The organism is Microbacterium sp. RURRCA19A (assembly GCF_900156455.1).
Classification (GTDB): Bacteria; Actinomycetota; Actinomycetes; order Actinomycetales; family Microbacteriaceae; genus Microbacterium.
In genome coordinates this window covers 39,084-59,231 of record NZ_FTNQ01000005.1, presented here as the reverse complement: position 1 = coordinate 59,231, position 20,148 = coordinate 39,084, and the positions used below count along the sequence as shown (strand labels likewise).

15 protein-coding genes are annotated in these 20,148 nt (G+C 70.7%); 4 read left to right on the top strand and 11 right to left on the bottom strand.

Annotated elements, in window-relative coordinates; genetic code table 11:
• Positions 1-28: 28 nt before the first annotated feature.
• The 3 genes from BW982_RS15720 to BW982_RS15710 are packed head-to-tail and all read right to left on the bottom strand — an operon-like array spanning position 29 to position 3,179.
• On the bottom strand, positions 29-853 hold the full coding sequence (locus tag BW982_RS15720; protein WP_076494915.1) for a carbohydrate ABC transporter permease: 825 nt from the start codon (positions 851-853) through the stop codon (positions 29-31).
• Positions 850-1,821, bottom strand: coding sequence for a carbohydrate ABC transporter permease (locus BW982_RS15715; RefSeq protein WP_254845625.1), 972 nt, complete (start codon positions 1,819-1,821; stop codon positions 850-852). The genes BW982_RS15720 and BW982_RS15715 overlap by 4 nt, the downstream gene beginning before the upstream one ends.
• The gene (locus BW982_RS15710) at positions 1,821-3,179 is read right to left on the bottom strand and encodes an ABC transporter substrate-binding protein (protein ID WP_076494913.1); all 1,359 of its coding nucleotides are present in this window, start codon (positions 3,177-3,179) and stop codon (positions 1,821-1,823) included. The genes BW982_RS15715 and BW982_RS15710 overlap by 1 nt, the downstream gene beginning before the upstream one ends.
• 180 nt (positions 3,180-3,359) lie before the next feature.
• Here BW982_RS15710 and BW982_RS15705 point away from each other — a divergent pair, with 180 nt between their 5' ends.
• Complete coding sequence (locus BW982_RS15705; protein WP_076495085.1) at positions 3,360-4,376, top strand: LacI family DNA-binding transcriptional regulator; 1,017 nt, start codon at positions 3,360-3,362, stop codon at positions 4,374-4,376.
• Between the two features lie 109 nt (positions 4,377-4,485).
• On the opposite strand, the gene BW982_RS15700 is transcribed toward BW982_RS15705, so the two are convergent.
• Genes BW982_RS15700 through BW982_RS15685 form a run of 4 tightly spaced genes read right to left on the bottom strand, consistent with a single transcriptional unit; the run spans position 4,486 to position 9,306 of the window.
• Complete coding sequence (locus BW982_RS15700; RefSeq protein ID WP_076494911.1) at positions 4,486-6,165, bottom strand: glycoside hydrolase family 13 protein; 1,680 nt, start codon at positions 6,163-6,165, stop codon at positions 4,486-4,488.
• A 29-nt stretch (positions 6,166-6,194) separates the two neighbouring features.
• The gene (locus BW982_RS15695) at positions 6,195-7,106 is read right to left on the bottom strand and encodes a carbohydrate ABC transporter permease (RefSeq protein WP_076494909.1); all 912 of its coding nucleotides are present in this window, start codon (positions 7,104-7,106) and stop codon (positions 6,195-6,197) included.
• The gene (locus BW982_RS15690; RefSeq protein WP_076494907.1) at positions 7,103-8,017 is read right to left on the bottom strand and encodes a carbohydrate ABC transporter permease; all 915 of its coding nucleotides are present in this window, start codon (positions 8,015-8,017) and stop codon (positions 7,103-7,105) included. Before BW982_RS15690 ends, BW982_RS15695 begins: the two co-directional genes overlap by 4 nt.
• Complete coding sequence (locus BW982_RS15685; protein ID WP_076494905.1) at positions 8,014-9,306, bottom strand: ABC transporter substrate-binding protein; 1,293 nt, start codon at positions 9,304-9,306, stop codon at positions 8,014-8,016. The genes BW982_RS15690 and BW982_RS15685 overlap by 4 nt, the downstream gene beginning before the upstream one ends.
• A 127-nt stretch (positions 9,307-9,433) precedes the next feature.
• On the opposite strand from BW982_RS15685, the gene BW982_RS15680 reads away from it, so the two are divergent.
• Together BW982_RS15680 and BW982_RS15675 are read left to right on the top strand one after the other, a co-directional pair.
• Positions 9,434-10,663 carry an ROK family protein gene (locus BW982_RS15680; RefSeq protein WP_076494903.1) on the top strand — a complete coding sequence of 410 codons (1,230 nt, stop codon included), beginning with the start codon at positions 9,434-9,436 and terminating at the stop codon, positions 10,661-10,663.
• A 64-nt stretch (positions 10,664-10,727) separates the two neighbouring features.
• Positions 10,728-12,017 (top strand): alpha-amylase family glycosyl hydrolase, encoded by a 1,290-nt coding sequence (locus BW982_RS15675; protein WP_076494901.1) that lies wholly within the window; start codon positions 10,728-10,730, stop codon positions 12,015-12,017.
• A 134-nt stretch (positions 12,018-12,151) separates the two neighbouring features.
• Here BW982_RS15675 and BW982_RS15670 read toward each other — a convergent pair whose 3' ends face one another.
• Positions 12,152-12,802: a response regulator gene (locus tag BW982_RS15670; protein ID WP_076494899.1), complete on the bottom strand. Its 651-nt coding sequence runs from the start codon at positions 12,800-12,802 to the stop codon at positions 12,152-12,154.
• A complete protein-coding gene (locus BW982_RS15665) occupies positions 12,799-14,454 on the bottom strand; it encodes a sensor histidine kinase (RefSeq protein WP_076494897.1) in 1,656 nt (551 codons plus the stop codon). Before BW982_RS15665 ends, BW982_RS15670 begins: the two co-directional genes overlap by 4 nt.
• A gap of 158 nt (positions 14,455-14,612) precedes the next feature.
• Here BW982_RS15665 and BW982_RS15660 point away from each other — a divergent pair, with 158 nt between their 5' ends.
• On the top strand, positions 14,613-16,139 hold the full coding sequence (locus BW982_RS15660; protein ID WP_076494895.1) for a CitMHS family transporter: 1,527 nt from the start codon (positions 14,613-14,615) through the stop codon (positions 16,137-16,139).
• A gap of 217 nt (positions 16,140-16,356) precedes the next feature.
• Here BW982_RS15660 and BW982_RS15655 read toward each other — a convergent pair whose 3' ends face one another.
• A complete protein-coding gene (locus BW982_RS15655; protein WP_076495083.1) occupies positions 16,357-18,405 on the bottom strand; it encodes a glycoside hydrolase family 31 protein in 2,049 nt (682 codons plus the stop codon).
• Complete coding sequence (locus BW982_RS15650; protein WP_076494893.1) at positions 18,405-20,144, bottom strand: amylo-alpha-1,6-glucosidase; 1,740 nt, start codon at positions 20,142-20,144, stop codon at positions 18,405-18,407. Before BW982_RS15650 ends, BW982_RS15655 begins: the two co-directional genes overlap by 1 nt.
• Positions 20,145-20,148 lie beyond the last annotated feature (4 nt).

Genomic DNA, 20,148 nt, shown 5'->3' with positions numbered 1-20,148 from the left:
TGTCCGTTTCGAAGAAGAGGTCGAGCGGTCAGCCCTTGACCGCGCCCTGGACCAGCGCACGGATGAACTGGCGCTGGAAGACGAGGAAGAGCAGGACGGCCGGCGTGATGATGATGAGGGCACCGGCGTTCAGCAGGGGGATGCTGAGCGAGTACTGGCCCTGGAAGAAGGTCAGCGCCCCCGCGACCGTGCGCTGCAGCGGGTCGGCGATGAGGACGACCGGGAGCAGGAACTGGTTCCACGTCCAGATGAACAGCAGGATCGCGAGCGCGGAGAGCGCCGGCGCCGCGAGCGGCAGTTGGATGCTGCGGAATTCGCGCCACAGCGATGCCCCGTCCACCCGCGCGGCCTCGGAGAGCTCGCGCGGGACGTTGATGAAGTGCGCGCGCATCCAGAAGACGCCGAACGGCATGTAGAGACCGATGAGGGGGAAGATCACCGCCCACGGGGTGTTCACGGTGCCCATCGACTGCGCCTGGTAGTACAGCGGGATGATCAGGGCCTCGAACGGGATCGTGAGGCCGAGCACGAAGAACACGAGCACCCCGCGGCCGAACCGGACCTGCAACGATCCGAGCGCGAACCCGGCGAGGGTCGCCGCGACCAGGCTCACCGGCACCACGCCCAGCACGATCACCAGGCTCGAGCCCATGAGCTGCCACACGTGTCCGGTCTCGAACGCCGTGGCGAAGTTGCCCCATTGCGGGTCGGTCGGCCAGGTCAGGCCCGTCGGGTTGCGGTCGGCGGGCTGGAGGGCGGCCGAGAACATGCTGATCAGGGGCAGCAGTGTCACGAGCGCCGCGACGGCGAGGAGGACGGTTCCGAGCACGCGCTCGGTGCGGCTGGCGATCACGAGTCACTCGCTCTCGAGAGGCGTTGGATGGGGAGGACGACGACGAGCACCAGCACCATGAGCACGATGCCGAAGGCGGAGGCCAGGCCCACGTCGCTCTGGGTGAAGCCGATGCGGTAGATCGAGAGGCCGGGCACGAGGGTCGCGCGACCGGGTCCGCCCTGCGTCGAGGTGTAGATGATGTCGAAGCTCGACAGGGCGGCGATGACGGTGACCGTCACGAGCACCGCGATCTCCTGCCGGAGCCCCGGCAGGGTGATGGTGAAGAACTCGCGCCACCAGCCGGCGCCGTCGAGCCGGATGGCCTCGTACAACGAGACGTCGATCTTGCCGAGCCCGGTGAGCAGCAGCACGGTGCACAGCCCCGTCAGCACCCACGATCCGATGAGCCCCACCGCCGGCAGGGCGGTGCCGTAGTCGGCGAGCCACGGACGGGTGATCCAGCCGAGGCCGATCCAGCCGAGGATCTGGTTCACGGCACCGGTCTGCGCGTACATCCACGACCAGGCGATACCGGCGGCGGCGAGCGGGATGATCTGGGGCAGGAACAGCACCGTCTGCGCGGTGGCCGCGAAGGCCTTGTACCGGATGCCACGGATCAGGGTCGCGAGGACCAGCCCGAGACCCACCGGGATGATCGTGAAGAACGCGATGAGCACGAAGGCGTTGCGGATCGCGCCGAGCAGGTCGGGGTCGGTGAAGACGGTGAGGTAGTTGCCGAAGCCCACCCACCGTGCCACCCCGATGCCGTTCCAGTCGTAGAACGAGTACTGCACCCCCTGGAACAGGGGCCAGATGACGAACCCGATGTAGAAGCCGAGGGCGGGGACGAGGAGCAACCATCCGGCGAGGGTCGCCCGCCGGGCCACTGCGCGTGCAGCGGCCCGGCGAACGGGTGCGGTCGTCGTCGCCGGGTCGGCGGCGTCTTTTCGGGGGGCCGCCGCGACGGCGACCGCACGATCGGTCATTACTTCCCGACCTCGCTCTCGTAGAACTTCTGCACGCGGTCGACGAAGTCCTGCCCGGTGATCTGGCTGGTCACCAGCAGCTGCGACTCGGGGATGATCGAGCCGGCGTAGATGCCGGCGGTCGTGTTGGCCATGAAGTCGACCTGACCGTTCTCGGAACCGATCTGCGCAGACATCTTCAGCGCGTTCTCGATGAGCGAGCCCGGCTGGACGGTCGGGAGCGCGAGGCTCGGGTCCCCACCGGGCGAGGCACCCGTGACGTCGACGATGATCTGGCGTGCGGTCGGGTCGGTGTGGACCCAGTTGAGGAAGTAGACGATCTCGTTGAGGTGCTTCGACTTCGCCGCGACCGAGAAGGAATTGGCCGCACCCATCGCGACGTGACCGGCACCCTCTTCCGCCGGCGGCACCAGGAAGAAGCTCACGTTGTCGCCGAGCGCCTTCTGGTAGTTCGCGGCCTCCCAGTTGCCGTTGAAGGTGAACAGTCCTTCGCCCGCGGAGAAGCGGCTGGTGAAGGTGAAGTAGTCGATCGCGTTGATGTCGGACGGGAAGTACCCGGCATCCGCCCACTTGCGCACGAGTTCGGCGCCCTGGACGTTGCCCGGCTCGTTGAAGCTCGCGCCCGGCTCGTTGAACATCCACGACAGGAACTGGTCCTTGTCGACGTACTGGTTCATCGCGGCCTGCACGACGAAGTTGACCACGCCGTCCTTGTCGCCCGCCATGATCGGCAGGATGCCGGCGGCCTTGGCCTTGGCCATGTCGGCCTCGAGCTCGGCCAGCGTCTGCGGCGGGGCGGTGATGCCCAGTTGCGCGGCGAGGGTGTCGTTCATGTAGATGCCGGTGATGCTGTAGCCGAGGCCGAGCTGGTACAGCGATCCCGATCCGCGGATACCGTCCTCGCTCATGCGCAGCGGCGCAAGCTGCGACGCGGGCCAGGCGTCCCAGCCGTACGCGTCGAAGTACGGGTCGAGGTTGGCCACGAGACCGTCGCGCACGGTGTCGCCGAGGGTGGGGAGGCGGATCAGGTCGGGCGGGGTGTCGCTGGCGAGGAGCTTGGGGGCGTTGGCCGTGAGGTTCTGGAACGTGTCGCGAGTGATGTTGAACGTCACGTTCGGGTGCTGCTTGGTGAATTCCTCGGTCAGCTTGTCGGTGACGGGGAATCCGGTTTCGTCGGCGATCGTGAGCTGCACCGGGTCGCTCGTCAGTTCGGTGCTGACGTCGGTGGCGGCGGCGGTCTGCGGTGCGGCGGCGCCGGGGGCGCAGCCGGCGAGCAGGGCGCCGGTGAGTCCGGCGATCGCCGCGAGGGCGAGGGGCGCGACGCGACGGCTTCGCGGGCGCGGGGTACGGGTGGACATGTCGACTCCTTCGTCAGTGCTGCGGGTACCCAGGATGCGGGCGTTTCGGGTGCGATCCTCCCTGCGGTACAGTGCTGAAAGGATTTAGCAGGGATATTTACGCAGACCGCTCCGCCCCTGTCAAGATTCGTTGTGAAGATCGTCACGACGGCACCGGAGCCGACGACCGAGGAGGTGGGCATGGTCAAACGCGTCACGCTGACGGATGTCGCACGTCTCGCCGGGCTCTCCCCCTCCGCGGCATCCATGATCCTCAACGGCCGGCCCGACACCCGACTCTCGCGCGACGCCCACGACCGCGTACTCGCCGCCGCCGCCGAACTGGGGTACCGCCCCAACGTGGCCGCGCGGGCCCTGCGCACCAGCACCTCGCACACGATCGGCTTCGTCTCCGACCTCGTCGCCACCACCCGCTTCGCCAGCGGCCTCATCAAGGGGGCGCTGGGCGCCGCCGAGGCCGCCGGTCACGTCGTGCTCGTCGCCGAGACGGGTGGCGAGCCCGAACGCGAGGCCGAGGCCGTGTCCGCGCTGCTCGACCGTCAGGTCGACGGCGTGATCTTCGCCTCGATGCGGGCGCGCGAGATCCTCGTGCCCCCGATCCCCTCGAGCGTCCGGGCGGTCATGCTCAACGCCACCAGCGAGGCGCACGGCTGCAGCGTCCTGCCCGACGAGGAGACCGGCGGACGCCGGGCGATCGAGCTGCTCCGGGATGCCGGCATCCGCGACGACATCCTGCTGCTCGGTTACGACGCCGAGGCCGAGCGCGACCTGTTCCGCTCGGCGACGGTCGCCGCGCGCGTGCGCGGCATCTACGACACCATGGCGCGCGAAGGGATGAGCTTCTCGCGCGAGGAGTCGATCTGGCTCTGGGAACCCGACCACGGACACGAGGTCACGGCGCGGGTGCTGGCGTCCGGGCCGCCCCCGCGCGCGATCGTGTGCCTCAACGACCGCCTCGCGTTCGGCGCCTCGCAGGCGCTGGGCGAGGCGGGGCTCCGGGTGCCCGACGACGTGGCGCTGGTCTCGTTCGACAATGATGAGCTGGCCGCGTACCTCCGCCCGGGCCTGACGACGATCGGCCTCCCGCACGAGGCGATGGGCCGCCGCGCCGTCGAACTGCTCCTCGCCCCCGACGGCCCCCCTCCCGGCGAGCACCTGGTGGAGATGCCGGTGGTGGTCCGCGCGTCCCTGCCCTGACGCTGCCGTGCCCGGCGCCCCACCGAAACGCCGAGTGTCCAAGACACGCCGTATGCGCTCTGCGCGATGCGGCGTGTCTTGGACACTGAAGCGGGATGGATGCCGCGAGCTACACGCGCAGCCAGGCCGATGCCTCGCCGGGGAGTGTCCCCGACTCGACGGGAGCGCTCGACAGCAGCACCTCGCCCGCGGGAAGCTGCACCGGCTCGGTGCCGAAGTTCGTCACCACCGTCCAGCCGTCGGGGCGGGCGAAGGCCACCACGTCATCGCGGCCGAGGTCGAGCCACTCCAGCTCCTCGGCGGTCTGCAGCTCGTGCCGGAGGTCGAGGGCGTGGCGGTACAGCGACAGCGTCGAGGCCGGATCGCCGTCCTGACGGTCGACCGCGTACGTCGTGAACCACTCCGGCTGCGGCAGGTGCGCGCCGCCGCCGCCGAAGCCGAATGCGGTGCCGGAAGCGCTCCACGGCAGCGGCACGCGGCATCCGTCCCGCCCGATGTCGACACCGGGGCTGCGGAAGTAGGTCGGGTCCTGGCGCGCGGCGTCGGGGATCTCGGCGACCTCGTGCAGTCCGAGCTCCTCCCCCTGGTACAGGTACGCCGAGCCGGGCAGGCCCAGCACGAACAGCGCGGCGGCGCGGGCGCGACGTCCGCCCCGCTCGGCGTCGAGCACCGGCGCGGTCCCCCCGGAGAGCAGCCACTCGTTGCCGTGCTTGAGCGTCGGTCGGCCGTCAGCTGCGCGCTCGGCGTCGGGGAGCCCGTAGCGCGTGGCGTGGCGGACGACGTCGTGGTTCGACAGCACCCACGTCGTCGATGAGCCCGACTGCGCGGCGAGCGCGAGGTTGTCGGCGACGATGCGGCGGAACTGCCCGGCGTCGAAGTCGGCCTCGAGCAGGTCGAAGTTGAACGACTGCCCCAGGCTCTCGATGCTCGCGTACAGCGGCACGCGCGAGGGGTGCACCCACGCCTCGGCGACGGCGGTGCGCGGCGGGTCGTAGGAGTTGAACACGGCGCGCCACTCGGCGTACACCTCGTGCACGTCGTCCCGGTCGAGGAGGGGGTGGGTGCCGTCCTGGGGCATCGCGGCGAGCTCGGCCGCCGAGGGCAGCGGCTCGCTGAGGTCCTTCGTCAGCATGTGCGCGACGTCGATGCGGAAGCCGTCGACCCCGCGGTCGCTCCAGAAGCGCAGCGTCTTCACGAAGTCGGCGCGCACCTCGGGGTTGGCCCAGTTCAGGTCGGGCTGGGACACGTCGAAGTTGTGGAAGTACCACTGCCCGTCCGCGACGCGCTCCCACGCGGGTCCGCCGAACACCGACTGCCAGTCCGTCGGCGGCTCCGCGCCGTCGGGGCCCGTGCCCTCGCGGAAGATGTACCGCTCACGCGCGGCGGAGCCGCGGCCGGCGGCGAGCGCCTCCTGGAACCATGCGTGGTCGTTCGAGGTGTGGTTGGGCACGATGTCGACCACGACACGGATGCCATGGGCGTGCAGCTGCGCGATGAGCTCGTCCATGTCGGCCAGGGTCCCGAGCCGCGGGTCGACGTCGCGGTAGTCGGCGACGTCGTAGCCGCCGTCGGCGAGCGCCGAGGGGTAGAAGGGGCTGAGCCAGATGGCATCCACTCCCAGTTCGGCCAGGTACGGGACCCGGGAGGTGATGCCGGGGATGTCGCCGAGGCCGTCGCCGTTGCTGTCGGCGAAGCTGCGGGGATACACCTGGTACACCACGGCCTGACGCCACCAGTCGGGGGCGGCGGAGAGCTCGCGGGCGTGCACGGACGGTGCGGCGGTGGTCACGAAGGATCCTTTCGAGGGGTGGGGGTCGGTCAGCCCTTGACGGCGCCCTGCGTGACGCCGGCCATCACCCATCGCTGGGTGAAGAGGTAGGCGACGATCGCGGGGGCCATGGCCATGAGGTAGGAGGCGAAGGCGACGTTGTAGTTGTTGCTGAACTGCGTCTGGAACAGGTTCTGCCGCACGGGGAGGGTCTGCAGGGCCGGATCGCTGATGATGAGCGACGGCATCATGAAGTCGTTCCACGCGTACAGGAAGGCGAAGATGCCGACCGTCGCGCTCATGGGCGCGAGCAGCGGGAAGATCAGTCGCCAGAAGGTCTGCCACGTGGTCGCGCCGTCGATGCGCGCGCTCTCCTCGAGTTCCCGCGGGATGGAGCGCAGGAACGCGGTGAACAGCAGCACGCTGAAGCTCAGCTGGAACATCGTGGCGAGGATGATCACGCCGAACGGGTTGTCGAGACCGACACGTCCGGTGAGCTGGATCTGCGGCAGCGCCACGACCGGGAACGGGATGAACATCGCCGCCAGTAGGTAGAAGAACGAGTACCGGAAGAGCTTGCGGTCCCAGTTGCGGGCGATCGCGTACGAGGCGAAGGCCGCCAGCACGATGGTCGCGGCGACCGTGCCCGCCATGACGAGCAGCGAGATCGTGAGGCCCACGGGGAACTTCGTCAGCGTCCACGCCTGCACGAAACCGTCGAAGCTGATGGGCGACGGGAACGAGAAGGCGTTGCCGTCGACGACCTGCGCCCCGCTCTTGAGCGCCATCGTGATCGAGACGTACAGCGGCAGCAGCACCGTGACGGCGCACAGCACCAGGACGGTGGTCGCCGACCAGTTGATGCGCTCGGTGCCCACCCGACGGATACCGGAGCGTCGGCGCGAGGGGACGGAGAGTTCGGCCTGCTCGAAAGCGAGCGCCGGCTGGTTCACAGCGGTCATGAGAGGGTGTTCCTTCCCCGGGTGAGCGAGAGCTGGAGCAGCGAGATCGCGACGGCGACGAGGAAGAAGAGGGCCGCGTTGGCCATCTGGTAGGCGTAGTCGCCGCCGTTGAAGCCGAGGATGATCGACATCGCGACGCTGCGGGTCGAGGTGCCGGGTCCCCCGTTGGTGAGACCGACGATGACGTCGTAGGCATTGAGGAAGCCCTTGAAGCCCAGGATGACGTTGATGACGACGTAGCCGGCTACCAGCGGGAGGGTGATCCGCAGCAGCTGCTGCGTCTTGTTCGCCCCGTCCAGGCCCGCGGCCTCGTACACGTCGCCGGGCACCGACAGCAGACCCGCGATGTAGATGAGAAGCGTGCCGGGGATCGCCTGCCACGCGGTCACGATCACGATCGCGACCCAGGCGAGGTCGGGGTTCGCCAGGAGCGAGGTCTCCAGCCACGGGATGCCGAGGGCGGTCCCGGCCTGCGGGAGGGAGTTGCTGAAGAGGAAGTTGAAGACGTAGGCGATGATGATGCCCGAGATCACCATCGGGATGACGAACACCGTGCGCAGCGCTTTCTTGAAGCGGATCTGCGCGGTGAGGCCGACGGCGAGCAGGAACGCGGCGATGTTGACGACGATGACCGTCGCGACCGAGAACCCGAAGGTGAACAGGTACGCCTGCAGGATCGCCGGGTCGCTGAAGAGCGCGATGTAGTTGGTCAGCCCGACGAAGTTCCACTGCCCGAGACCGATGGAGTCGGTGAAGCTGAAGAAGATGCCGACGAGGCCGGGCACCGTGATCGCGAGGGTGAACAGCGCGAGCGTCGGAAGCAGGAACAGGTAGTAGATCGGTTCGACGCGACGGCTGCTGCGCCGGGCGGCCGCCTTCCCGCCGGTGACGATGGTGGTCGTGGTGGTCATCGCGCGACTCCTTCGGCGGCGGACTCGGTGGTGGACGCGGCGGGCTGCCGGAACGCCAGCCGCGACCAGTCCTGATCCAGGGTGTTCAGAGTGCCCTCGGTCGAGGCCCCGAGGATCATGGCCTGCGCGTAGCTGAAGACGGGGATGGTCTTGGGCACGAGCACCGAGGCGCCCTGGTAGATGCGCCCCTCGTCGTAGTAGGGGATCATCCCGGCCACGCGCGGGTCGCTGGGGGCGGGCGCGTCCTTGGTGGGCGCGAACCCGAGCTGCGACTCGTTGTAGGCCTCGATGATCTGCGGCTGGTAGAGGTATTCGAGGAAGTCGCGCGCGGCATCCTGATGTCTCGAGCCCTCGGGGATCATGGCCGCGAGGTCCATGTTGACGCGCACCGCGAGGTCGTTCGGGTCGTCGGTCATGGGCAGCGGGAAGGTGCCCACCGGCAGGTCGGGCGAGGTCTTGGCGATCTCGCCGAGCGCCCACGGCCCCTGCAGGTACATCGCGGCCTGCCCCTGCGCGAACGCGAGGTTGCCGTCGCCGTAGCCGCGGCTCGCGGCATCCGGGTTGGTGTAGGTCGACGACAGCTCGGTCATCCGCTGCATCGGCTCGGCGAAGTCCTTCTGGAACGACACCCCGGAGTCGGGGCCGACCGCGTCGCCCTCGGCGGCGAGGCCGTCGAAGAAGTCGACGACGTTCAGCGACCCGCCCACGGCGTAGTCGTACCAGCCCTGACCGATGGTCCAGTCGTCTTTGAAGGTGCCGTAGAACGGCGTGATGCCGTTCGCCTTCAGCGTCTCGGCGGTCTGGAGCAGCTCATCCCAGGTCGTCGGGACCGACAGACCCAGCTGGTCGAAGATCTGCGTGTTGTAGATCACCGACGACGCCATGACGGAGTACGGCAGGGCGCTCGTGCGCCCGGCGCACGAACCGTACTGGTCCATGAGGGGCTGCAGGTCCTCGCGCACGGTGCCGGCGGCGGTCGTTCCGGACAGGTCCGTGAGCGCACAGCGCTGGACGAACCGCGCGACCTCGTAGTTGTAATTCGCGAGCATGATGTCGGGCGGATTGCCGCGGACGAAGCTCGCCGACACGACGTCGACGCCCGAGGCATCCATCTCCACCCGCACCTTGTCCTGGGAGGCGTTGTAGTCGGAGACCACCTGGTTCATGAACGCGAGGGCCTCGCGTTTGCTGAACGTGAAGCGGATCGTCTCGCGCCCGTCGGCGGAGCACCCGGCGAGCATCGCCGCCCCCATGGCCGTCACCGCCAGCGCCGCGACCGTTCGTCGCATCGTCGCCGTCTTTCTCGACACGTGTTGTCCTCGCATCCTTGCGATCTTGAATCAGAGATTAAATCTACTCGCCAAATCAATCCAGTGAGGGCAGTATTGCATCAGACACGAGAGGGGTCAAGATCCGATGACGGATGCCACACCCTCGGTGCCCTCGCTCCGCCGCCACAGCCTCGATGCCGTGCTCGCCTACGCGTGGGACGCCGAGGTCTTCACCGCGAGCGACGTCATGGCGGCCGTCGCGCTGACCCGCTCGACGACGATCGACGTGCTCGACGAACTCGTCGCCCGGGGACTGCTCGAGGAGCTGCCGAACGCCCGTGCCGTGGGCGAGTACTCCAAGGGGCGCCCGGCACGCCGCTTCGCCCTCCGCGCCGACGCCGGGCTCGTCGTCGGCGTGGATGCCGGTCGCGGACACGTCACCGCGACGGTGGCCGACCTGCGCGGCGTTCCGGTCGCGACCTCGCGCCTGTCCATCGACCCGGAGCGCGACTCCCCCGAGCGCCGCCGACGGGCGGCCGAGAAGGTCGTCGACGCCACCCTGACCCGGGCGCGAGCGTCGCGCGCGGATCTCGTCGCGGTGTGCGTGGGCGTGCCCGCCCCCGTCGACCGCGCCGGGCGCTCCCCGATCCACCACGACGGCTTCTGGCAGCGCATGAACCCCGACTTCGTCGACGCGTTCGCCCCGTGGGCGCCGGTCGTCCGCGTCGAGAACGACGCGTCGCTCGCGGCCGTCGCGGAGCACGCACAGGGCGCCGCGGTCGGCTACGACGACTTCGTGGCGCTCCTGGCCGGCGAACGGTTCGGCGCCGGGCTCTGGCTCGACGGCCGCCTGCTCCGCGGCGCACACGGCGGCGCCGGCGAGACGGTCGCGTTCGACCGGGTCGAGGGTGTCGGCAGCGCCTACGGTCTCGCGCCGCGGTGCGTCGAAGCCGCACGGGCGGCGATCACCGCGGGCACCCTGCCCGCCGGCAGCGCCCTGGCCGACGTCCCGGCGGACGGCCTGGATGCCAAGACGATCCTCGACCTCGCCGCCAGTGGAGACCCCGGGGCGCTGGCCGTCGCGGCCGAGGTCGGGACGCAGCTGGCGGTCGTCGCGGGGCTCCTCGGCAGTCTGTTCGACGTGCGGCGGGTGGTGATCTCCGGGGCGATCGCGGCCGGGGCCAGCCCGATCATCGCCGCGGCGACCGAGTCCCTTCCCGACGCACTGCACCTTCCGCCGCCCGAGATCGTGGCATCCCCCCTCGGCGCCGACATCGTGTCGATCGGCGCCGTCGCCGCCGCGATCGAGAGCACGCGCGCGCGCGCGATCGACCTCGCGCCCTTCGCCCTGCCCGACGAGCGCGCCCGGGCGTGACTCCTCGCGCGTGAGGGGTCGATATCCGTCGCAGGGCGGCACCTCGGCGGATAGCCTCGGGGTCATGCCCGACTGGCCCGCGCACGTCTTCTGGTGGCACCTGTACCCCCTGGGGTTCGTCGGTGCTCCCATCCGCGACGACGTCGACCCGGACGCGGAACCGGTGCACCGCCTCGAGCGCATCGAGCCGTGGCTCGACCACGTCATCGAGCTCGGCCTGAACGGTCTCCTACTGGGGCCGATCTTCGCGTCCGAGACCCACGGGTACGACACCGTCGATCACTTCCGCATCGACCCGCGGCTGGGCAGCGACGCCGACCTCGACCGGTTGCTCGCAGCGTCCCGGGAGCGTGGCATCCGAGTCCTTCTCGACGGCGTCTTCAACCACGTGGGGCGCGGGCATCCCGCCTTCCAGGCCGTGCTCGCGGGCGGCGACACGACGCTGTTCCGCGGACGGTGGGTCGACGACCGGTTCGAGCCCGAGGTGTTCGAGGGGCACGGCGCCCTCGTCGCGCTCGATCACTCCTCCGACGCGACGGCCGACCTCGTGATCGACGTCATGTGCCACTGGCTCGAGCGCGGAATCGACGGGTGGAGACTGGATGCCGCCTACGCGGTGCCGCCGGAATTCTGGGCGCGGGTTCTCCCGCGCGTCCGCGAGCGGTTCCCTGAGGCGTGGTTCGTCGGCGAGGTGATCCACGGCGACGGCGCAGCGATCGTGCACGCGTCGACGATGGATTCGCTGACGCAGTACGAGCTGTGGCAGGGCATCTGGCACGGCATCGCCGACGGCAACTTCTTCGAGCTGAGCCACGCGATCGAGCGGCACGACGAGCTTCTCGCGGCCTACGCTCCGCAGACGTTCGTCGGCAACCACGACGTCACGCGGATCGCTTCGGCCGTGGGACGCGACCTCGTCCCGCACGCCCTCGCGGTGCTGTTCACGGTGGGCGGCACGCCGTCGGTCTACGCCGGCGACGAGTTCGGCTGGACCGCGGTGAAGGAGGAGCGCGAGGGCGGCGACGACGCGGTGCGGCCGGAGTTCCCGGCGACACCGGCGGAGGTCACCGGCGTGGACGAGCGCATCCTCGACGCGCATCGCGCGCTCATCGCCCTCCGCCGGCGGCATCCGTGGCTCTGGCGCGCCCGCACCGATGTCGTCGAGGTCACGAACACCACCCTTGTGCTGCGCACCGCCGTGGATGCCGAGGCGGTGATCGTCGCGTTGAACTTGGGCGACGCCCCCGTTTCGCTCCCCGCCGCCGACGCCGCGACCGTGGTCACCGGCGACGGGATGCTCGCCGACGCGAGGGTGGAGCTCCCGCCCCGCGGCTGGGCGGTTCTCGAGCGCTGACCCCCTCGTCCCACTTATGGCAATGCGTGTCCCACAAACGGCCGCTCAAAGCCCCGCCGACCAGCAACAAGTGGGACATGGGACACCGGTGAACACCACGCGGGGGCTGGGGAGGGATGCCGGCTCCGAGCGACTCAGCCGCCGACCCGGAAGCGGTGCTCGGGGCGGCCGGTCGAGCCGTAGCGGAGGCCCACCGTGACCAGGCCGCGCTCGGCCAGCGCCGTCAGGTGGCGCTGCGCGGTCGCGCGGGAGACACCGATGCGCTCCGCGACCTCGGACGCCGACGCCTCGTCGTCCCCGAGCGCCGCGAGGACCGTCTGCTCGGTCGCCGACCGGGCGAGCGACGCACCGTCCCGCTCCCCTCGCATGACCGCGGCGGCGCGGTCGACGTCGTCCTGGGTCAGCGGCCGCGACGACGCGAGCAGGTTGCGGTAGCGCGCGTACCGGTCAAGGCGTTCGGCCAGGACGCGGGTGTCGAACGGCTTCACGAGGAACGCCAGCGCCCCGGCCGTGAACGCCCGCCGCACGGTCGCGGCATCCGTCGCCGCCGACAGCACGAAGGCGTCGAGACCGACCGAACGGACGAGTTCGATCCCGTCGCCGTCGGGCAGGTAGACGTCGGCGAGCACCAGGTCGGGGGCGTGCGCGGCGATCGCCGCCCGCGCGTCCCCGACCGTCCGCGCGGGTTCCAGGGCCGTGAAGCCGGGGCGCGCATCGACGGCGTCACGATGCAGCCCCGCCACACGGAAGTCGTCGTCGACGACGAGGACGCGGATTTCGGTCATCTCTCCCCCTCGGTCGCGGGTCGCGGCGAACGCGCGGCCCCCTCGGCGCCGGTGTGGAGCACGCCCGGCAGCCGAGCGGCGACCACCGCGCCGTGCCCGGACCCGCCGGCATCCACGATCCAGACGTCGCCGCCGCGCCGCCGGGCGAACTCGCGCGAGAGCGGCAGCCCCACGCCGAGACCGTGCACCGCGGCAGGATCGTCGGGGCGCTCGCGCGGAGCGAAGGCCGCGTCGACGTCGGCGATGCCGCCGCCGGTGTCGGCCACCGTGAGCACGAGGTCGCCGCCGTCGCCGAGGACGGCGACCTCGACCGCGCGGGGCTCGCCCCCGGATGCCGCCGCCGTCACGGCGTTGTCGACCAGGTTGCCGAGCACGGCGATGACGTCCTCCACGTCGACGACGGTCGCGGGAAGCCACGTCTCGTCCGCGACCCGGAGGGTCACCCCGCGTTCCCGCGCGGACAGTCCCTTCGCCCCGAGGAACGACCGCAGCATCGCGTCGCCGACGAGATCGAGCCCCGGCACGGCCCAGTCGACCGACCCGCGGTCCACCAGATCGGCGAGGAACGCGCGCGCCTCCGCCGTGCGCCCGGCGTCGAGCAGGCCGACGGCGGCGTGCACGCGATTGGCGTTCTCGTGGCGCTGCACCCGCAGCGCGTCGCCGAGCGCCCGCACACTGTCGAGACGGTCCGACAGCGCGAGGACGTCGGTGCGATCGCGGAGCACCGCGACGCGGCCGAGCGCGCGCGTCCCGCGCCGGACGGGCCGGACGTCGACGAAGACGACGCGTTCGCCGATCGGCATCCCGTTCGGCGCCCCGGACCCGGCGAGCACGGCGGCCACCGCGGGCGGGAGTCCCAGTTCGTCCAGGCGGCGCCCGACCGCGCCCGACACCCCGAGGAGCGTCTCGGCCGTCGTCGTGCAGACCCGCACGACGCCGGCGTCGTCGATCGCGACGACGCCCTCGTCGGCGCTCTCCAGCACGGCGGTCTGCGTCTGCACGAGGGCGACGAGCTCCTCGGGCTGCAGCCCGAGCGTGAGGCGTTCGAGACGCCGCCGCGTGAGCAGCGCCACCGCGACACCGAGCCCCACCGCCACGAGCACCGCGATGCCGATGCCGATCAGGAGGGCGGGCAGGTCGTCGAACACGCTCGCGCGCTCGAATCCGACGCTGACCTCGCCCACCGGAGCACCGCCGTCGGGCGGATAGACGGGGACCTTCGCGCGGGCGGACTCCCCCAGGGTGCCCGTCTCCCACGTGACGACCTCGCGCCCGGCGAGCGCGTCGGCGAAGCTCGTGCTCACGACCTCGCCGAGGCGATCGGGATCGGGGTGGGCCAGACGGATGCCGTGGTCGTCGGTGATCACGACGAACAGGCCCTCGGTCCGCGCGGTGACGTCGGAGGCGTAGCGCTCGAGCGTGCCGCCGCGGAGGCTCGCGGCATCCGGGGTTCCCGGGTCGGCGGAGTACGCGGCGACGAGCTCACGGACCTCCGGCGCCTCGGCGACGGACCGCGCGATGTTCAGCGCCGACGAGTCGGCCTCGGCGCGCAGTTGCTGGATGCCGAGCCACGCGAACACCGCGGTGCACACGGCCACCACGGCCACCATCGTGGCGATCTGGACGAGCAGCGTCCGGGTGGCGAACCGCATGGCACCTCCGAACGCCGTTGTGCGCGAAATGCGCAGAACACACGCTACGCGCACAACGCCGGTCAATGCGAGCAAGCGCGCGCGACCGGGGGCCGCGTCCGTAGGTTCAGCGGATCGACGGCGCGCGGTGCGCCGGCATCCACGACGAAGGAGTCGCGATGACCCCCCTGATCCTTGCGGCCGAAGCCGCCGAGTACCCGGTGGCCTACACACCCGCCGACGGGGTGCTCGTGGCCCTCGGCTTCCTGATGGTGCTGTCGTTCATGGCCCTGATCATGACGCGACGCCTGACCCCGATGGTCGCGCTCATCGTCGTCCCGACGATCTTCGGCCTGATCGCCGGCGCGGGCTTCGGTCTCGGCGACATGGTGATCGACGCGATCGGCAAGATGGCGCCGACCGCGGCCCTGCTGCTCTTCGCGATCATGTACTTCGGCATCATGATCGACGTCGGTCTGTTCGATCCGCTGATCCGCGTGATCACGCGCTTCCTGGGCGACGACCCGGCCAAGATCGTGCTCGGTACGGCGATCCTCGCCGGCGCGGTGTCGCTCGACGGCGACGGATCGACGACCTTCATCATCACGACCTCGGCGATGCTGCCGCTCTACCTGCGCCTCGGCATGAGCCCGGTCGTGCTCACGTGCGTCGCCGGACTGATGAACGGCACGCTGAACATCGTGCCCTGGGGCGGCCCCACCGTCCGCGCCGCGACGGCGCTGGGGGTCCAGCCCACCGACATCTTCGTGCCCATGCTGCCCTCGCTCCTCGCGGGCCTGGTCGTCGCGCTGGCGTTCGCGTGGTTCCTGGGCCTCTCGGAGCGCAAGCGCCTCGCGGGCTCGGTGGACACCTCGAAGCTCGACGGCGCCACCGGGTTCGGCCGGCTCGGCGGACCGAAGCTGTTCCGCGGCGCGGAGTCCAAGCCCGGCGCGGTCGCGTCGCTGCGCACCGGCAACGTCGTGACGGTCCGCGGCGGGCGCGGCGCCGTCGCCGCCCCCGAGCTCGTCGTCGCGGCCGACACCGCCATGGCCGACACCATGCTCGATCCGAACCGCGCGACGCTCCGCCCGAAGCTCATCTGGTTCAACCTGGCGCTCACCGTCGCCGTGATGGTGCTGCTGGTGATGGACGTCTTCCCGCTCGCGTTCGTGTTCATGGTCGGCGCGGCGCTGGCCCTGATCGTGAACTTCCCGAAGCTGCGCGGACAGGCCGACGAGATCGTCGCCCACGCCCCGAGCATCGTCGGTGTCGTCTCGATGGTGCTGGCCGCCGGCGTGCTGGTGGGCGTCCTGAACGGCACCGGCATGGTCACGGCGATGGCCGCGTGGATCACGCAGGTGATCCCCTCCTCGATGGGCCCGTTCCTCGCGGTCATCACCGGCGTGCTGTCGATCCCGTTCACATTCTTCATGTCGAACGACGCGTTCTACTTCGGCATCCTGCCGGTCCTCGCCGAGAGCGCGGCGAACTACGGCATCGCCCCGGTCGAGATGGCCCGCGCATCGATCACCGGTCAGCCCGTGCACCTGCAGAGCCCTCTGGTGCCCGCGATCCTGCTGCTCGTCTCGCTCGCCGGGGTGAACCTCGGCGACCACCACAAGAAGGTGCTGTGGCGGGCGACGATCGTCTCGCTCGTGATGCTCGCCGTCGGCGTGCTCGTGGGCGCGGTGCCGCTCCTCGGCTGAGGCGCGGCCGCCGCCACCCCCGCGTCATAAACGCGATTCACGCCCAGAAACGCGCTCTCCCCGCGTTTCTGGGCGTGGATCGCGTTTATCGGTGTCGGCTGAACCCACGTCGGCAGCTCACCCGCGCGGCAGCTCGCGCGGCACCGCCCCGCGCGCCACGCGGCAGCGCACCCCCGCGGCAGCTCGCCCGCGCGGCAGCTCACCCGCGGCCACGCGGTCACGCGATGCCGAGCGCCGCGCGCACCGCAGCGACCACCTCGGCCTGCGCGCCGTCGCGGACGAACACCGGGATCCGCTCCAGCGGGGCGTCGACCTCGATCTCCCCGCCGCCGGCGAACACGGTCCCGCTCCACAGATCGGTCCACGCCGCCCCCGCCGGCAGCACCACACGCCGTGAGCGCGCGCCGGCCTCCATCACGGGCGCGACGAGCAGGTCGGGGCCGAAGAGGTACTGGTCCTTCACGTCCCACGTCCGCGCATCGTCGGGGAACCCGTGGAACAGCCCGCGCAGCACGGGCTGCCCGTTCTCGTGCGCGTCGCGCATCACGTCGCGGACGTACGGTCGCAGCGCCTCGCGCGCGAAGAGGTAGCGCTCGAGCACCGGTGTGACGGCCTCGCCGAAGCTCCACACCTCGTTCGGTCCGCCCGAGGGTGAACGTCGCGTCCCGTCGGCGGCGGTGATCGCGATCGTGGGAAGGCGGTCGCCGTGCAGCCGCATCACGGGACAGAACGCCCCGAACTGGAACCACCGCACCAGCAGTTCGCGGAACCCCTCGTCATCCGGGTCGCCGTGGTGGAAGCCGCCGATGTCGGTCGTGAACCACGGGATGCCGGCGACCCCCATGTGGATGCCGGCGGTGACCTGCGCGCGCAGCGCGGCGAAGGTCGAGGCGATGTCCCCCGACCAGACCAGGGCGCCGTAGCGCTGACTGCCGGCCCAGGCCGTCCGCAGGAGGTTCACGACGTCGGTCTCGCCATCGCCCCACTGCCCCTCGGCGAAGGCGCGGGCGTAGTGCTGCGGGTAGAGGTTGCCGACCTTCAGCACCGATCCGAGGTGGTACCGGTAGTTGTCGTAGTCGTAGAGGCCGTATTCGGGTTCGGCCTCGTCGAGCCAGAAGGTGCGGATGCCGTGCACGCCGTAGTTCGCGCGGATGCGGTCCCACACGAAGGCGCGGGCGCGGGGGTTGGTGGCATCCAGGAAGGCGCTCGGCCCCTCGAACGACATGTGCACGTCGAGTCCGCGTTCGGCGCGGACGAGGAGGTTCTCCTTCTTCATGCGGGCGTAGTTCTCGGACTCCAGCGACACCTGCGGCCACACCGACACCATGAGCTCGACCCCGAGCGAATCCAGCTCGCGCACCATCGCCGTCGGGTCGGGCCAGAACTCGTCCTCGAAGCGGAGGTCGCCCATCTTCGGCCAGTGGAAGAAGTCCGCCACGATGACGTCGAGCGGGAGCCCCCGCCTCTTGTGCTCGCGGGCCACCTCCAGCAGCTCCTCCTGCGAGGAGTAGCGCAGCTTGCACTGCCAGAAGCCGAGTCCGCGTTCCGGCATCATCGGCGTGTGTCCCGTGGCATCCGCGTACGCGCGGGCGATGGCGCTCGGCGACCCGGCCGCGGTCACCCAGTAGTCGAGCTGATCGGTCGCCTCGGCCGACCACTGCGTGCCGTTGGTCGCGAAGGTGGCCCGTCCGATCGCGGGGTTGTGCCAGAGGAACCCGTAGCCGCGGCTGGACATCACGAACGGCACGCTCGACTGGGAGTTGCGGTGGGCGAGTTCGAACGTGCAGCCCTTCAGGTCCAGCACGTCCTGCTGGTACTGCCCCATCCCGAACAGGCGTTCGTCGGGATCGTGGTCGAACGACGCCGTCAGGCGCACCTCGCCGCCGGGGACGGGGCGATGCTCGCGGGCGACGAGCGCGAGGGATCCGCCGGCGTCGCGTTCCTGGAACAGCAGGGTGCCGTCGGCGTCGAAGAAGGCGAGATGGCAGTGGTTGCGGTCGTATCCGGTCTGCAGCTGCACGGCGCTGGACGAGGTCGCGACCACTCGCAGACGCCCGACGGTGAGCGTCGCCGTGTCACCGTCGACGGCGACGTCGGCCACGACGGACGGCGGCGGAGGGAGGAGCGCCCAGTCGTGATCGAGCACGTCCTGCATCAGACGCGCGCGCACGCGCACGCTGTCGGCGCCCCAGGGCTCGATCACGACGGTCTCCCCGTCGCCGCGCCAGATCAGCCGTCGCCCGTTGACGACGAAGGGGGCGTCGATCACGCGGATGCCTCGGACGCGGGGCCGCGCCCCGTTCGGCGGAGGAGATGCTCGTGGGCGAAGACCAGGTAGACGCTCGCCGTCCACGTGTACGCGCGGTCGCGCAGGCCCGCGCCGCTGAGCGCGTCGAAGTTCTCCGCGAAGCCGGATCGCTCGCACAGCGCCCGGAAGCGCTCGTTGACGACATCGGCGAGCGCGGTTCGGCCACCGCGACGCAGGCCCTCCTCGATGAGCATGGTCGAGGGCGCCCAGATCGGCCCGCGCCAGTACCCATCGCTCTCGTACTCGGCGGAGTCGACGAGCTGCGTCGCCGGGCCCCACGGCGTGAGATGGGCCGCGATCCGCTCCGCCAGCCCGTCGACCACCTCGTCCGGCAGCCGGTCGGACGCGAGCACGGGGAGCAGGGTGAGCAGGCTGGACCGCGTGCTGACGCGACCGCTCAGCGGCGCCACGGCGAAGAATCCGTCCTCGTCGTGCAGTTCGCGCAGCAGCGCCGCCCGGAGCCGTTCGCCCTCCGCCCGCCAGCCGGCGGCCTCGTCGATGTGAAGCTCGTCGGCGAGGTCGGCCAGCACGTCGAGCTGCACCGCGAGGAAGGCCGCCAGGTCGGGCGCCTCGATCACGCGATCGCGGTCGAAGGCGGTGGAATTGTCCCAACCGCTGTCGTTGCCGTGCTGGTAGTGCGGCAACGCGCGGCCCGGCGCGGTGCGGTGCTCGAGCCAGAACCGCGACCAGCGCGAGAGCCGCTCGTAGATCGCGCGGAGCTCCTCCTCGGTCGCCGCCCGCGGCATCCGTTCGCGCAGCTTCGCCAGCGCCCACCCGTGGATCGGCGGCTTGACGTAGTTGTACAGCACTTCGGAGTGGGTGATCGAGTCGGGCATCGCGCCCGCGGCATCCTGGTGGTCGAAGGGCGCGAGGAACTGATCGAGCGCGGAATCGGGCAGCCCGGGGGCGAGCGCGAGCGCGTTGAAGGTGTGGTCCCAGCTCCACACCTTGTCCATCCAGTGCTTCGACATGAGCACCGACTCGCGGTGCACGAATCCGGCCGGAGCCACGGTCGCCGACCACAGCACGTAGGCCGCGAGCGCGACCGCGGGGGTCTCGTCGGTGCGCCACGCGGCGATCGCGTCGAGGTACTCGGTGAACTCGCCGGCGACCCGGTGGCGCACCTCGCCGAACGCCTCCCGCGGCACGTACGGCGGGGCCGCGGAGGTGATCTCCTCGATCGCGACCTCCCACTCCTCCCCGCTCAAGGTGAGCGATCGGATGCCATGCCCGAGCGCCTCGGCACCGGTGACGGCGAGTCGGCCCGTGAGCACCGTCACCCGGTAGCGGCGTCCCGTCTCGTAGGACGTGAAGACGTGGGAGCCGTCGAGGGGATCCTGGTACAGGTACGACCCGGTGAACGGCGTCAGTTCGGCGACGGCATCCTCGATCGTGAAATCGCCGCCGCCGGCGATCCGCACGACCTCGTCGGACTCGAACACCGCGGCCGCCACGGCCTCCCCGTCGACGTGCCACGTCACCCAGGACGCGTCCGCACGGACGACGGCATCCACTCTCTTCCCGCCCCGGGTCGGGACGAGGCGCAGCACCGCGTGCATGCCGTTGACGTGCGAGACGAGGTGCACGTCGTCGGCGTGACGGTGCAGACCGACGACGGGCGAGAGGTCGAGCCAGGATCCGCGTCTACTGAAGGGGATCTCGCGCACGTCGAAAGACGGGAGGGAGGGTACGGACACGAAG

Excerpts from the sequence above, each read along its gene's own strand:
- BW982_RS15710 (WP_076494913.1), bottom strand. The coding sequence starts at position 3,179 with ATGTCCACCCGTACCCCGCGCCCGCGAAGCCGTCGCGTCGCGCCCCTC.
- BW982_RS15670 (WP_076494899.1), bottom strand. The coding sequence starts at position 12,802 with ATGACCGAAATCCGCGTCCTCGTCGTCGACGACGACTTCCGTGTGGCG.
- BW982_RS15685 (WP_076494905.1), bottom strand. The coding sequence starts at position 9,306 with ATGCGACGAACGGTCGCGGCGCTGGCGGTGACGGCCATGGGGGCGGCG.
- BW982_RS15715 (WP_254845625.1), bottom strand. The coding sequence starts at position 1,821 with ATGACCGATCGTGCGGTCGCCGTCGCGGCGGCCCCCCGAAAAGACGCC.
- BW982_RS15695 (WP_076494909.1), bottom strand. The coding sequence starts at position 7,106 with ATGACCGCTGTGAACCAGCCGGCGCTCGCTTTCGAGCAGGCCGAACTC.
- BW982_RS15705 (WP_076495085.1), top strand. The coding sequence starts at position 3,360 with ATGGTCAAACGCGTCACGCTGACGGATGTCGCACGTCTCGCCGGGCTC.
- BW982_RS15690 (WP_076494907.1), bottom strand. The coding sequence starts at position 8,017 with ATGACCACCACGACCACCATCGTCACCGGCGGGAAGGCGGCCGCCCGG.
- BW982_RS15680 (WP_076494903.1), top strand. The coding sequence starts at position 9,434 with ATGACGGATGCCACACCCTCGGTGCCCTCGCTCCGCCGCCACAGCCTC.
- BW982_RS15665 (WP_076494897.1), bottom strand. The coding sequence starts at position 14,454 with ATGCGGTTCGCCACCCGGACGCTGCTCGTCCAGATCGCCACGATGGTG.
- BW982_RS15675 (WP_076494901.1), top strand. The coding sequence starts at position 10,728 with ATGCCCGACTGGCCCGCGCACGTCTTCTGGTGGCACCTGTACCCCCTG.
- BW982_RS15660 (WP_076494895.1), top strand. The coding sequence starts at position 14,613 with ATGACCCCCCTGATCCTTGCGGCCGAAGCCGCCGAGTACCCGGTGGCC.